The organism is Nocardia abscessus, from assembly GCF_015477775.1.
Taxonomy (GTDB): Bacteria; Actinomycetota; Actinomycetes; order Mycobacteriales; family Mycobacteriaceae; genus Nocardia; species Nocardia abscessus_A.
This window is the reverse complement of the sequence record NZ_JADLQO010000007.1, coordinates 344,260-357,302: the sequence shown is the minus strand read 5'-3', so window position 1 is coordinate 357,302 and position 13,043 is coordinate 344,260. Positions and strand designations below refer to the sequence as shown.

9 protein-coding genes and 1 tRNA gene are annotated in these 13,043 nt (G+C 67.1%); 5 read left to right on the top strand and 5 right to left on the bottom strand.

Annotated features, from left to right (window positions below; translation table 11 throughout):
* The first annotated feature begins 21 nt into the window (after positions 1-21).
* From IU450_RS20655 to IU450_RS20645, 3 genes are all read left to right on the top strand, one after another.
* A complete protein-coding gene (locus IU450_RS20655; protein WP_195151374.1) occupies positions 22-2,991 on the top strand; it encodes a PrgI family protein in 2,970 nt (989 codons plus the stop codon).
* A gap of 368 nt (positions 2,992-3,359) precedes the next feature.
* A complete protein-coding gene (locus tag IU450_RS20650; RefSeq protein WP_195151373.1) occupies positions 3,360-3,584 on the top strand; it encodes a helix-turn-helix transcriptional regulator in 225 nt (74 codons plus the stop codon).
* Complete coding sequence (locus IU450_RS20645; RefSeq protein ID WP_195151372.1) at positions 3,584-4,849, top strand: site-specific integrase; 1,266 nt, start codon at positions 3,584-3,586, stop codon at positions 4,847-4,849. The genes IU450_RS20650 and IU450_RS20645 overlap by 1 nt, the downstream gene beginning before the upstream one ends.
* 43 nt (positions 4,850-4,892) lie before the next feature.
* Here the strand turns inward: IU450_RS20645 and IU450_RS20640 are convergent.
* The 4 genes from IU450_RS20640 to IU450_RS20625 all read right to left on the bottom strand — a co-directional run bounded on the left by IU450_RS20640 (position 4,893) and on the right by IU450_RS20625 (position 9,036).
* Positions 4,893-4,966 (bottom strand) — tRNA-Pro (locus IU450_RS20640).
* 547 nt (positions 4,967-5,513) lie between these two features.
* Positions 5,514-6,698: a cytochrome P450 gene (locus IU450_RS20635; protein ID WP_195151371.1), complete on the bottom strand. Its 1,185-nt coding sequence runs from the start codon at positions 6,696-6,698 to the stop codon at positions 5,514-5,516.
* A 902-nt stretch (positions 6,699-7,600) separates the two neighbouring features.
* Complete coding sequence (locus IU450_RS20630) at positions 7,601-8,320, bottom strand: SDR family NAD(P)-dependent oxidoreductase (RefSeq protein ID WP_195151370.1); 720 nt, start codon at positions 8,318-8,320, stop codon at positions 7,601-7,603.
* Positions 8,317-9,036, bottom strand: coding sequence for a GNAT family N-acetyltransferase (locus IU450_RS20625; protein WP_195151369.1), 720 nt, complete (start codon positions 9,034-9,036; stop codon positions 8,317-8,319). Before IU450_RS20625 ends, IU450_RS20630 begins: the two co-directional genes overlap by 4 nt.
* Before the next feature lie 1,129 nt (positions 9,037-10,165).
* Here IU450_RS20625 and IU450_RS20620 point away from each other — a divergent pair.
* Both IU450_RS20620 and IU450_RS20615 read left to right on the top strand, forming a co-directional pair.
* Positions 10,166-10,813, top strand: coding sequence for a nuclear transport factor 2 family protein (locus IU450_RS20620; RefSeq protein WP_195151368.1), 648 nt, complete (start codon positions 10,166-10,168; stop codon positions 10,811-10,813).
* A gap of 205 nt (positions 10,814-11,018) precedes the next feature.
* A complete protein-coding gene (locus tag IU450_RS20615; RefSeq protein WP_195151367.1) occupies positions 11,019-11,843 on the top strand; it encodes an MBL fold metallo-hydrolase in 825 nt (274 codons plus the stop codon).
* A 31-nt stretch (positions 11,844-11,874) separates the two neighbouring features.
* Here IU450_RS20615 and IU450_RS20610 read toward each other — a convergent pair whose 3' ends face one another.
* Positions 11,875-12,906 (bottom strand): amidohydrolase family protein, encoded by a 1,032-nt coding sequence (locus IU450_RS20610; protein ID WP_195151366.1) that lies wholly within the window; start codon positions 12,904-12,906, stop codon positions 11,875-11,877.
* Positions 12,907-13,043: the final 137 nt, after the last annotated feature.

Below are 13,043 nucleotides of genomic sequence, written 5' to 3'. Positions count from 1 at the left end.
GAAAAGGATGCGTGACTACCAATGAGCTACCACGAGACCCGGACGAACGGGTCCTATGCATTTCGTATCCCCGCCGACGTCGACCGCTCCGACCGGCTGCTGGGGCCCTTCACCGCCCGCCAGCTCGTTGTCCTCGCCACCACCGCCGTACTGCTGTATTCGACCTGGGCGGCGACCCGATCCCTGCTGCCTCTGTCGGTGTTCGCCGTCGCCGCTGCCCTGGTGTTCGTCGTCGTCGCGGTCGCGGTGCTCACCCGCCGCGACGGCTTGTCGGCCGACCTGCTGCTCGTGGCCGCCATCCGTCACCGCCTCCGCCCACGCCACCTCGTCCGCACTCGCGTTCAGGCGGCCCCGAAGTGGATCTCCCGCCGTGCCACCACCACCCGGCCCCGCATGCCCTCCCCGGCAGCGTTGACAACGCAGGCGGCTCGACTGCCGGAATCGGTCACCGCCAGCGGCAGTGGTGGTGTCGGGGTGATCGACCTCGGCGCCGACGGCCTCGCCGCCATCGCTGTCGCAGGCACCCTCAACCTCTCGCTGCGGACCCCGACCGAACAGGACAGCCTCGTCGGCCAACTCGCGGGCTGGCTACACACTCTGCGCCAACCCGTGCAAATCCTCATCCGCTCGGCACGCCTGGACCTGACCGAGCACATCACCGGCCTGCACGCCGCCGCCGCCCAGATGTCAACCGACCTCGCCGCGGCAGCCCTCGACCACGCCGATCACCTCACCGAACTGGCTGCCCGCGAGGACCCGGTGCACCGGCAGGTACTGCTGATCTGGCGCGAACAAACCCAGCCCCTGACCGCGACCGGACTGCGGGCTCGCTTGCCCGGCCGCAGACGCGCGGGACGGGTGCTGTCGGATGGTGCGCGGCGGGCGGCCGAGTCCCGGTTGCTGGGCCGGATGACCGAGGCCGCCGACGTCCTTTCCCCCCTCGGCATCTCGGTGACCGCCCTCGACAACGACGCCGCCACCGCCGTGCTGGCCAGCTGCACCAACCCAGAGAGCGTGGTGTCCGCCGCCGCCGACATCGCCGCCACAGACACGGTCATCACTACCGACCCCGACAGCCGATCACCGGATCCGTTCGCCGAGGGCCTCGACCGGTTCGCACCCGAGTCCCTCACCATCGGCACCCGCCATCTCGAGATCGGCTCCGACTGGAGTGCGACCCTCGCGGTCACCGGCTACCCGCGCGAGGTCACGGCCGGCTGGCTCGCACCGCTGCTCACGCACCCAGGCCGTGTCGAGGTCGCCGTGCACGTCGAGCCGATCGACCCGGCCACTGCCGCCACCCGGCTGCGCCGCCAGCAGGCCCGCCTCGAATCCTCCCGCATGCACGATCTCGGCCGGGGCCGCCTGACCGACCCACAGATCGACGTCGCCGTCGAAGACGCCGCCGACCTCTCAGCCCGCGTCGCACGCGCCGAAGCCCGGTTGTTCCGGGTCGGGGTGTATCTGACCGTGCACGCCGAGACGGAGACCGGACTGACCGAAGAGGTCGCCGCTGTCCGCGCTCTGGCGGCGAGCCTGCTCGTGGACACCTGCACCCTGTCCTACCGGGCAGCTCAAGCCTGGGTGACCACGTTGCCCCTCGGGCTCGACCTGATCCGGGTCCAGCGGACCTTCGACACCACCGCCCTCGCCGCGGCATTCCCCTTCGACTCACCCCAACTCCCTGCCGCCGACCCCGCTCAGGCCGCCCGACCCCAGGGCGTCCTCTACGGCCGCGACGCCGCGTCGGGGTTGTTGTTCGTGGACCGGTTCGGGCCTGAGGCCCACAACCACAACCTCGTCGTCCTCGGGCGCAGCGGTGCGGGCAAGTCCTACCTGGTCAAAACCGAGATCCTACGAGCCCTCTATCGCGGGATCGAGCAGGTCGTCATCGACCCCGAAGACGAATACCGCCGCCTCGCCGAGTCTGTGGGCGGCACCCACATCCGCCTCGGCGCACCCGGGGTCCGGCTCAACCCGTTTGATCTGGAAGTCCACATGCGGCCCGACGGCCGCCGCAGTGCCCCGGCCGATGCGCTCACCCGACGGAAGCTGTTCCTGCACAACCTGATCCAGGTGCTGCTGGGGAACCAGACCGCCGCGCAACGGGCGGCCCTGGACGCCGCGCTGGCAGCCACCTACACCGACGCCGGGATCACCGACGACCCCGCCACCTGGACCCGGCCCGCGCCCACGCTGAGCGGACTGCGTGATCAGCTCACCCGACTCGGCACGGCCGCCGGTGCCGAGCTGGCCGCCGGACTGCACCCCTACGTCGGCGAGGGTGCCTATGCCAGCGTGATCGACGGGCCGACTACCACCGAGCCCGAGGGCGGATTAGTCGTGTTTTCGCTACGGGAGCTGCCCGAGGAGCTGAAAACCATTGGCAATCTGTTGGTTTTGGATGCTACGTGGCGGCGGGTGTCGAATCCGGGACAGCGGCGGCCCCGCATGGTCACCGTGGACGAGGCGTGGCTGCTCCTGCGCGAGCAGGCAGGAGCACAATTCCTGTTCCGGGCAGCCAAGTCATTCCGCAAGCATTGGGCCGGGCTCACCGTCGCGACACAGGATTGCGCTGATGTGCTGTCGACGGAGCTGGGGCGCGCGATCGTGTCCAACGCTGCGACCCAAATCCTGCTACGGCAGGCACCTCAGGCCATCGACGAGGTCGCTACCGCATTCCAGCTCTCCGAGGGCGAGAAACAGTTCCTACTCTCCGCGGCACGGGGATCGGGGTTGCTCGCGGTCACCGGCATCGACCGGGCGGTGTTCGGGTCTCTCGCCTCGCCCGCCGAAAATGCGCTCATCACCACCAATCCCGGCGAACTCGCCGATAACGACGGCGACACCGACATTGAAATCGACGCTGCTGCACCGCGACCCCCGCTCACCGACCCCCACGATCCCGAGACAGCCACGGCCCCCCGCGGCGAACGCGACACCGATGCCGATGCGCAGGAGGAGGTGATGCTCGAGAACCGCGCAGCCTGAACCATTCGACTCTGCCCGCCCAACGAGTATATGCCCGCCGCGTCACCGCACCGGACAACCCGACCGCCGTCCACCCGATGGTGTCCGGTCATACGGCTGGGACGTAATCCGCCCTGAATAGGCCGCTGCCGCGATAGCAGTGGGGGTCGGCCCCGGACCCACACCGGATCGGCTGTCAGGGCCTTAGATCCGTTGGAGGAGTGGGTAGTTGACGACTGGGCAGATACGGAGCGTTCATGGACCCGGATGTCCGGGCGATCCGGCCACCAGGCATAGCCCCAACCCAGACGCACACCCCCATTGCTGGTGGGGATAGCGCGCCGCGCGCTCCCCAAATCTTGGAATAACGAACAGACAGGACTTTCGATATGGACACGGATCGTTACTTGCCCCTGGACCCGACAGCCTGGTACACAACCGAGGAGGTTGCCGCGCTGCTGAAGGTGGATGCCTCCAGCCTCCGCCGCTGGCGCACCGGCCAGGCGCCGCAAGGGCCACCGTTCGTAGCCATCTCCGATCGTGTGATCCGCTACAGCGGCGCCGACGTGATGGAGTACCTGTCGAGCAGGCGCATCGATCCGAAGGCGGCGTGATGAGCGACCGCATCGACGCCATTCCGCTCGGGGTCGCAGTCCGAGGCTATATCGAGGTCCGAGGCAAAGCCGGGATGGTTCGGGCTCGGGTCCGCTGGACCGATCCAGTGGCCAAGGCCCGGGACACGAGGTCGAAGACGTTCGAATCCCAGGAGGAAGCCGAGAACTGGATTTCGGGGATCGAGCAGGCGGCCCTGCGCGGTGTAGATCCGAAGACCGCGACTGCGACGCTGGCCGAGTACGGGAATGCGCACTGGGATACCGCGATGCGGGGCGTGGAGCCGAAGACGCTCGATCCGTATCGGGCGGGCTGGCGGCGTCGGGTGGTGCCGACACTGGGTCATCTGCCGGTCACCATGATCACAACCGGTTTGGCCGATCGGGCGGTGACGGGCTGGATCGCGGACGGCTGCGGAGAGTCCACGATCAAGAACACCTTGGCAGCACTGGCGCGGGTCCTGGATCAAGCCGTGCGCGACGAAGTGATCGATCGCAACCGGGTCGACGTGAGCGGGTGGCGTCGGCAGCTGGCGCGGCGCGAGGACGAGCTCGACGATCCGCGTGCGTTGGCGTTGCCGGATTGGGCCACGCTCGAGCAGTTGATGACGGCGCTCACGGAAGCATCGTCCGGCCGATTTCGCGGCTGGGGCGATGTGGTGATGTTCGCGGCCTGCACGGCGACCCGGATCGGGGAGGTTTCGGGTTGCCGGGTCCGGGATATCGACACCGAGCAGTGGGTGTGGACGTTGCGGCGGCAGACGACGCCGGGGCCGGGTGGATTGCAAGACAAGGGCACGAAGGGCAAGCGGTTGCGTCCGATTCCGTTGATCGAGGAGATTCGTCCGCTGATCCTCAGGCGGATCAACGAGGCGCGCGCTCGCGTTGAACGTGGCCAGGAGGAGGCGAGCGAGAAGCAGCGGCGAGAGGCGCTGTTGGATGCTCGGCTGTTCGTCGGGCCTCGGGGAGGTCGCATCCAAACGGGAGTGCTGCGGGATGCGACCCATTGGGACGAGGTTGTGACGAAGCTCGGATATGAGCATCTGCGGCGTCACGACCTCCGGCATACCGGGCTGACATGGTTCGCGGATGCCGGGGTTCCGCTGCATCGGCTTCAGCGGATCGCCGGGCACACTGATCCCAGGATCACGCAGCGGTACCTACACCCGGATATCGCGGCATTGCAGGAGGACGGCAATCAGCTGTCGCGGCACCTGCGGGGCAAGTCTGGCCCCAGATTGGCCCCAACTCTGCGGGCGGTACCGTAGGAAAAAATCCCCTCCGATGCAGGTCGGAGGGGATTTCTCTATGTCGGGCTGACAGGATTTGAACCTGCGACCACTTGACCCCCAGTCAAGTGCGCTACCAAACTGCGCCACAGCCCGTTGCGTCCGCTGTGCGGGCGCTCGAAGAGATTACCGCACCAGGGCGGGGCGGTGCTAATCGCCTAGTCAGGGTGGGTTCGTAGTGCGTTGGTCCGGGTCGATGGCTGGTCTCTCAGCGGTAGTCGTACACGTGGTCGACCGCTCAGTGGGGCAGGGGGAGGGTGATCGTTCGCCGCCGCAATGGAGGGCGGCGGCATGATGGGGGTGGCACCCGGGGGCCTTCGCGGCGTCGATGATGGGGGCGACGCCCTCGAAGGCCGTGGTGACCGATTCCGGGTCGGTCGGGTCGAGGCCGACGAGTTCGATGTCGTCCGACACGGTGGTTTCGGCGGGATGCTAGCTTGCCGCCCGCACCGCTTCCGGCGCGCGCAACGGGCCGACGATGATCCCGCGAACGCCGGTGACGAGGTAGGTCAGTGGGTTCTCCTTCGAGACGGAATCGGTGGGATGAGCGAAGATGCGTACGGATGTTCGCCGTAACGAGGCTCGCTTTTCGCAGTCGGGGTCTACGCCGACAACTCTCGCTGTGCTGGATGAGGTTCCGGTTTCAGAGGAAAGGCAGGGGTGGTGACGCGGGGAATGTCACCGGGACGGTCGCGGGCGCGCGGTGGAAGGAGTTCGGTAGCCAGGTCACCTCGTCGGCGGGGATCGCCAGGCGGATTTCCGGTAGGGCGTCGAGCAATTGGTCGAGCGCTTCCTGGACGATGACCATGGCGACCGACTGGGCGGGGCAGGTGTGCGGGCCGGCGCCCCACGCGAGGTGTGAACGGTTGCCCTGGCGCTCACCGGCCGCCGCCGCGGGATCGTTGTTGCACGCCGCCAAGCCGATCAGCACCGGATGATGCTGCGGCAGCCAGACATCTCCGACGACTTGCGGCTGACTCGGATACCTGAAGCAGAAGTTCGCCTTCGGCGGGTCGGTGAACAGCACTTCGTCGATCGCGTCCCGGGTGGACAGCGCTCCGCCGAGCAGTTCACCTCCGAACCGGTCGTCGGTCGCCAGCAACAGCACGGTGACCGCGATCAGGTTCCACGTGGGTTCGGCGCCGGTCGTGTACAGCATGGTCATCTGATGCACGAGTTCGGTCTCGCTGAGTCGAGCCGGATGCTGGATCAGCCAGGAGGCCGCGTCACGTGCCGGGGCTGCCCGTTTGGCCGAGATCACCTCGAGCATCACCGCTTCGAGCGTGCGTCGGCTCGCTTCCGCCGCTTCCGCGTCGACGGCGTTGCGCAGGTTCATCATCGCCGTGTACGCGTCCTCGCGTACCGCCGGCGGGAATCCCAGCACCTCCTCGAGCACTCCGACCGTGAGCGGGATCGCATACTCGGTGAGCAGATCCGCCGATCCGGCCGCGCAGAAATCGTTGATCAGCGCTACCGCGGTGCGTTCCACCGTGTCGCGCAGGGTGTGCAGATCGATCCGATCGAGACTGCCGGTGACGGCGGTCCGGTAACGGGAATGTTCGTCTCCCGTGGTCCGCGACGCGTCCGGTCGCCAGCGCATCGCCGTCGGCACCGGGCACTCCGTCGGCGCGCTCTGCTCCCATTGGCTCGGATCGGCCGGGAAATGCGCGGGATCGGTGAGAATGTCGAGTGCCGTGCGGTAGTCGATGACCAAAGTCGCCGGCACCCCTGGCGCCACCTCAACCGGAACCAGCGAACCGTACTCGCTCCGCAATCGCTGGTAGGTAGCGTGCGGGTCGGCCGCGAACTCCTCCGTATACAGCTTCACCCGCGGGCACCGTGACGATGCGGCGGAGCGGACAGGCGAGACGGTTGTCTCGCTTCATGCGAAAGAGACGATGAATTCATCGAAACAGGCTCCTGAAAGCGAAGGCAAGGGTCGACGACAGGATCCGTACGGCTTCTCTGGCGCAAGCGGATCCGGCCGTGCAGAAATAGGTGGTCCGGCTATCGCGGTAAGGTGCAGAGGGGAGGCCGCTGACACGCGACGGGTGAGAATAGTCGGCCTGCTGCGCGGGTCGTGAATCTTGGCGATCCGTGTGCCCGGTGCGACCTCGACACTTCTGAACTCCCCTGTTTACGCCGCCGGCAATTGGCGCCACGGCCGAAACCAGGCCGTCGTACCGACCGGTCTGCCAAAAGTATTCGACCGCAGCGTAATTCGACTAACGGTGAGCGAGCATACTCATCCCCGGGGTCGTTCGCAGCGCGAAGATTCGGACCGGTGGCGTCCTGGACGCGGCGGTTGCGACAGCGCAGCTCCGACCGTCCGCACTGTCCGAAACCACCGCGCCTCTGGAGTCGGGTCGGGCGCCAGTGATTTGCGGCAGTGCCTTTCTGTGCCGTGAACTGTGTGACTACCGATCGTCAGTCGAATTATTCGCGGGATTCGGACGCGTTCGACATTGCCTTTCGAGCTCGGTGATCTCGCCGCCGACCGGTGTCACCGTTGTCCGCCAACCATTTTCGGCCGTGCGATGAGGTGGGCGATGTCACATATCGGTTCCGTCGACGACACCTGGCGGTCAGCGGCCCTTTACCGGTTGGCGATTTCCGCTGGAGGAGGGGAACTCGCTGCAAGTGCCGAGCCGGAATAATTGCAACGCGCTGAGCGGGCAGCGGGGCCTGTGGACGGTGGACCGACCATGCGCAGGCCCCACCCCGGTCGAGTCAGCGTGTGGTGTGAGCGCCGCCGTTGAGATGAAGCGTTTGCCCGGTGATGTGGCGGGCGTGCGGCGATGCGAGGAATTCGACGAGTCCGGCGACGTCCTCGGGCAGGCCGGCCCTTTTGTTGTGGGTCGCCGCGATCAATGTCGCTCGGCGTTCGTCGGTGAGTTCACCACGGAAGAAGTCGGTCTCGGCGATGTACCCGGGAGACACCACGTTGACGGTGACGCCGTTCGGCGCCAGCTGGGCCGACAACCCTGCCGACCACGCCGCCAAAGCCGCCTTGGCCGCACCGTAGGAGCTCGCGGCGTATTCCGCGCCGATCGAGCCGATGTTGATGACCGCTCCACCGTCGGGCAGGCGATCCCGTAACGCGGTGGTCGTCAATACCGCGCTGAGGAGGTTGGCGTCGAGGTTGGCTCGCCACTGCGCCGCGATCTGGTCGAGGGATTCCACGGGCGGCCGCCCGAGATCGGTATTTCCACCGGCCATGTTGACCAGCACGTCCACCGTCGGCCCGAGCTGCCCGGCCAGTCGCTGCACATCGGCGGGATCGGTGGCGTCACAGCGGATTCCGGTCGCACCGAGTTCGTCGGCGGTTCGTTCGACCTGGTCGTGATCCCGGCCGGTGAGCACGACGAAGTCACCGGCCGCGGCGAACCGCTGCGCGACATGGCGCCCGATGCCACGGCTGCCGCCGGTGACCACGATCGTGCGCGTCATCGGAGGTCGCTCGCGGGTGCGGAAGGCGCCTGCACGATCGTCAACTTCGAACGCTTTCGCAGTGTGAATCCCAGCGTCTCGTACAGACTGATGGCTGTCGTGTTGTGGGCGAGCGCATGCAAAAACGGTAGCTCACCGCGCGCGCGGATGCCCGCGCCGACCGCACGGACCAGCCGCGAGGCGTAGCCGCGGCCGCGGAACTCCGCGTCGGTGCACACGGCGCTGATCTCCGTCCAGCCGGGCGGGTGCAGGCGCTCCCCGGCCAACGCCACGAGGCGGCCGTCGATCCGCAACCCCAGATAGGTGCCCATCTCGATGGTCCGTGGGGCATACGGGCCGGGGTCGGTGCGTGCGACCAGTTGCAGGATCTCCGGCACGTCCGCCGCGGTGAGAACTTCGAGGGCCGGGTCGTGGGCGACGCGCAGCGCGGTGCCGTCCATCTGCACCGAGTCCAACTCGTCCAGGACGGTCCAGCCGTCCGGTGGCTCGTGGCCGTATCCGCGCAGCCCGGTGCTGCCGCCCGGGCCGAGCACGGTGGCCAAATCGGTCCAGTCCTGTCGGTCGAGAACCGGCGGGTGTCCGACGAACCGGGCGACTTCCGGGTCGTAGCGGCCGATCCGTCCCACCCAACCGGCGAACCGGCGGTGTTCGCCGCGCAGCGACGCCCGCACCGGATCGTCGAGCGGATGCAGCGAGATGTCGACGTCGATGGTCACCGCGCACTCCTCTACAACAGCGTCCGACCAGAGAACATTAGCGAAGCGTACGACCAATGGGCACTTATTGCGCTCACCGCGATTCCGATGCCGCACCTCGTCGCGCAGGGGTGGTCGGGATGAGAGCCCGCGCCACTTTCGTCCGATTCCGGAATCGGCGGCAAGGTGCCAGGGACACCGGCTCGGGTGACCACCGGAAGCAAACCCGGGACGAGGGTCTTACGCGAATAGTTTGCGGCTCAACGCAATGTCTCGCTCCCAGGCTCGGCCTGACGGGCCTTGCCGTGCAGCTCCAGGGGTGGAGCCCGGCTGGAGTGCCTCTCATTCCTCGCGAGAGGTGGCGGGCATTCGTGCGTGTCTCCGACTCGGCGCGTTTGCCGTTGGTCGAGCCATCGCGTTTGCCTTCATCGATTCGGTGCGGGCCGACCGGTTCCCGCAAACAGGACTGAGAGATCCGGCGGCTCTTGGCGATTGCGCCGCGCAGGGGATCTGCCCGAGTTGTGGCGCATGCGGCTTGACGTGTATGCACTGCCAGCTCAAGGTGCTGTCGAATATGGGATTATATCTATCGAATAGTCGATAGATTGCGACTTAGCCGCTGGGATGTCCCCACGACGGCCACAGGTTGCGACGGTCGGCAACGAGGAAGAGTGGTGCCCCGGTGGTCCGGATACATCGCAGGCGATCAACGCGATCGAGTCGCTCGAAGCGCGCGCTATTTCCGCAGTTCGACACCAGGACCGGTCGACATTCGGCTCAGGCTCAGGCTCTCGCCGATGACGTCGACGTAGACACGACGGCCGTAGGTGGTGTTCGGGTCCGGGGAGCGTCGAGCTATGTGTCTGCGCTGCGGAGCAATTACGGCATCAGGGTGATTGTCGATCACGGGCCCTTGCCCGAATCGCGATTACTGGTGTGGGCGCGGCGACCGGAACGTGGGCAGTCGGAAGTCTCCCGCAGTAGCCCCCGGCCCGACGGCAACACCTACACCGGCGGCGTCATCGCCGATAACTCCTCGGCATCAACTCGGGTTCTGCACGGACCGGCCCCCTGAGCCGCTCGTTCCTGCCGATCATCCGCCACTGACCACAAGTCGATCGAGATATCCCCACTCAAAAGGAGAAGAGACATGTCCGTAGAAAATCCTCGTCGGTTCCTGGCCGGACCGGGCGAGCGACGCGCACTGCGCACCGCTGTGGCGTTGGGCGCGGCGACAATGCTCGGTGCCGTCGGCATTTCGATCGCCGACGCCGAGCCGCCGGCCCCAGCGCCCTCGGGCGTCTTCTCGGCGGCCGACTCGGCCGCTGAAATCGAAGCGATCAAGCAGCTCAAGACAAGCTATTTCCGGAACATCGATGCGAAAGAATGGACCGCCCTGCGCGAACTCCTCGCGCCCGACGTCGTGGTGGACACCACGGGCAGCGGCGGTCCCGTCCTTGTCGGCAGGGATCCTTTCATCGCCTTCCTGAAGGTCACGATCGGTGGCGCCGATACGCACCATCAGGGCTTCGATCCGGAGATCGAGCTGACGTCCGCGACCACTGCCGAGGTCGTGTGGCGGATGGAGGATGTGCTCCTCTTCGGCGACACGCTCGGGGTGCACGGCTACGGGCACTACCAGGATCGCTATTCAAAGGTCAACGGCCAGTGGGTGATCAAGTACTCGAAGCTCACTCGCACTCGCCTGGATCTGATCCGGCCCGACGGCACGGTGATCGAGGCGGACGTTCCACTCGATCAGGTTGTCGCGAAGGTCGACGAGTTCCTCGGCAGGTAGCAACCATGGCAAAGGCGGGAGACCACACCGTGGTCTCCCGCCTCGCGAGAACTGAGTTGGTCGGCGCCCTGCTACGTCGCGATGCGCAGCGTTGAATACCCTCGCGCCCTCAGGATTTGCTACTTGGAGGCAATGGAGATCGGTCGCGTTCGGCTGTGGGGGCGGGTAGGGTGGCTGGCCGGACGGCACGGATAGGAGCGGACTGGTGCGTGTCCATCACTTGGATGCCGGGGGGACTCGTCCTTTCGGAGGCCGTCTGTTCGACGGCAGGCCGGGCGTGTGGCGCAAGGCCGCCGGAGCGTGTCATTGCCTGCTGCTCGAGCACTCCGACGGGTTGACTCTGGTCGACACCGGTTACGGCGAGCAGGCTCTGGTCCGGCCGGAGGTCTGGGTGGGACGACAGCTCATCCGGCAGTCGAACCCGGTTCTCGACCAGCCGATCGCCCGGCAGGTCGAGGCGCTGGGCTTCTCCCGAGCCGACGTCCGGGACATCGTCGTGACGCATCTCGATCTCGATCACGCGGGTGGCCTCGCCGATTTCCCGCAGGCCACGGTGCACGTTTACCGGGCGGAGCTGGACACGATCGAAGGACCGTACGGCCGTCGCGAAGAATTTCGGTATCGATCGGTGCACTTCGAACACGGGCCGAAATGGTCGGTCTACGACGAGTCCGACAGCCGTGCGGAGCGCTGGTTCGGTTTCCAGGCCGTCCGCGAATTGCGGGGCCTGCCACCGGAGATACTCATGGTTCCGCTGACCGGACACACGCGCGGTCATGTCGGTGTCGCCGTGGACACCGGCAACGGCTGGCTGTTGCACGCCGGCGACGCCTACACCTATCACGGCCAGATGCATGAGAAGCCGTCGACGCCATTGGGCGTGCGAGCCTTCCAGCGATATGTGGACACTCAGCGGCAGTCCCGGATCGAGAACCAGCAGCGGCTACGAGAACTCGTCCGCGACAAGGGCGACGAGGTGACGGTGTTCTCCGCACACTGCGCGACGGAGTTCGAGCGACTACACCGTTGACACCGGTGCGCGGCGGCGGCTGATCAGCGGGTCAGTGCCGGGCGATCGCCCGCGCAGCGCTGCGGAACAGCCGCCGTCGAAGGTTCGCCCGTGCCCTGGCGAGCAGCGGTGGTTCCGGAGTGGGTGTGACCTCGCCGAACTCGGGAAACAGTGCCAAGGCGTTGTCGCGCTCGATGTTTCGCCGCGTGGCGTCGTCACAACCGGGAAAGGTCTCCAGCCCGGCGTTGAAGTAGTGGACCGCGGGTTCGGGGGCGAAGGGCCAGTCGCTGCCGTAGAGCACGTGCCCGGGTTCGGCGAACGCGAGCAGGCTCGGCAGCGTGGCCGCGCTCGCCGAAAGCGCGGTGTCGAAGTAGAACCCGGCGAAGTCGTCGAGGGCGTCCAGTGGGCTGTGCCCGGTGTCGTTGAAGATCGCCAGCGCCATGCGGTGGGCGGCGTAGGGGACGAACCCACCGGCATGGCCGAGGATGAAGCGGATGTTGGGGTAGCGACGCCGGATTCCGTTGCGCACGAGCAGAAACGCCGCCCGGGTGGTGTCGAGCAGGAAATCCGCGGCGAAGGGCGGCACGCCGGGCACGGCGGGCGCGGGCAGGTCGGCTGGGTGGACGAACGCGACGGCCGAGCGTTGGTCCAGGACGCGAAAGAGTTCGTCCTGCCCTTCTTCACCGAGGTAGGTGCCCGCCGCGTTGCCCAGCAGCACGACACCGTCGGCGCGCAGGTCGTCGAGGGCACGCTGGGCCTCTGTGGCGGCCGCGCCGACGTCGGGCATGGGGAGGGTGGCGAAGAACCCGAACCGGTCGGGTTCGGCGTCAGCGAGTGCGGCGGAATAGTCGTTGAGCGACCGTGCCAGTCCGGCCGCCTGTGCAGAATCGGACAGGAAGGTGGTGCCGGGGGTCGAGACCGACAGCACCGCCGAGGCGATCCCGGCCTGCGCGAGTAGCGCACGCGCCGCCTCGGGACTCCATTCGGGGAGCTCACGCCCACCCGGGGCGGTGACACCGTGGGCGCGCAGCATCTCGGCGTAGTCCGGCGGGATGAGGTGCTGGTGCACATCGATGCGGTTCATCGCGGGCAGTCCTTTCGCCGAGCGCAGCGGCCTCGATGAACGCCGAAGAGGTTCGAACCCTCACTCTGGCGCACCTCGCCTCGCCGTGCAACCAATTCTGATGATTTCATCATTTGTGCTTGACAGAGCATTTCCCC

Coding starts and splice junctions, on each gene's coding strand:
- IU450_RS20655 (WP_195151374.1), top strand. CDS start 22: ATGAGCTACCACGAGACCCGGACGAACGGGTCCTATGCATTTCGTATC.
- IU450_RS20620 (WP_195151368.1), top strand. CDS start 10,166: ATGTCCGTAGAAAATCCTCGTCGGTTCCTGGCCGGACCGGGCGAGCGA.
- IU450_RS20650 (WP_195151373.1), top strand. CDS start 3,360: ATGGACACGGATCGTTACTTGCCCCTGGACCCGACAGCCTGGTACACA.
- IU450_RS20610 (WP_195151366.1), bottom strand. CDS start 12,906: ATGAACCGCATCGATGTGCACCAGCACCTCATCCCGCCGGACTACGCC.
- IU450_RS20645 (WP_195151372.1), top strand. CDS start 3,584: ATGAGCGACCGCATCGACGCCATTCCGCTCGGGGTCGCAGTCCGAGGC.
- IU450_RS20630 (WP_195151370.1), bottom strand. CDS start 8,320: ATGACGCGCACGATCGTGGTCACCGGCGGCAGCCGTGGCATCGGGCGC.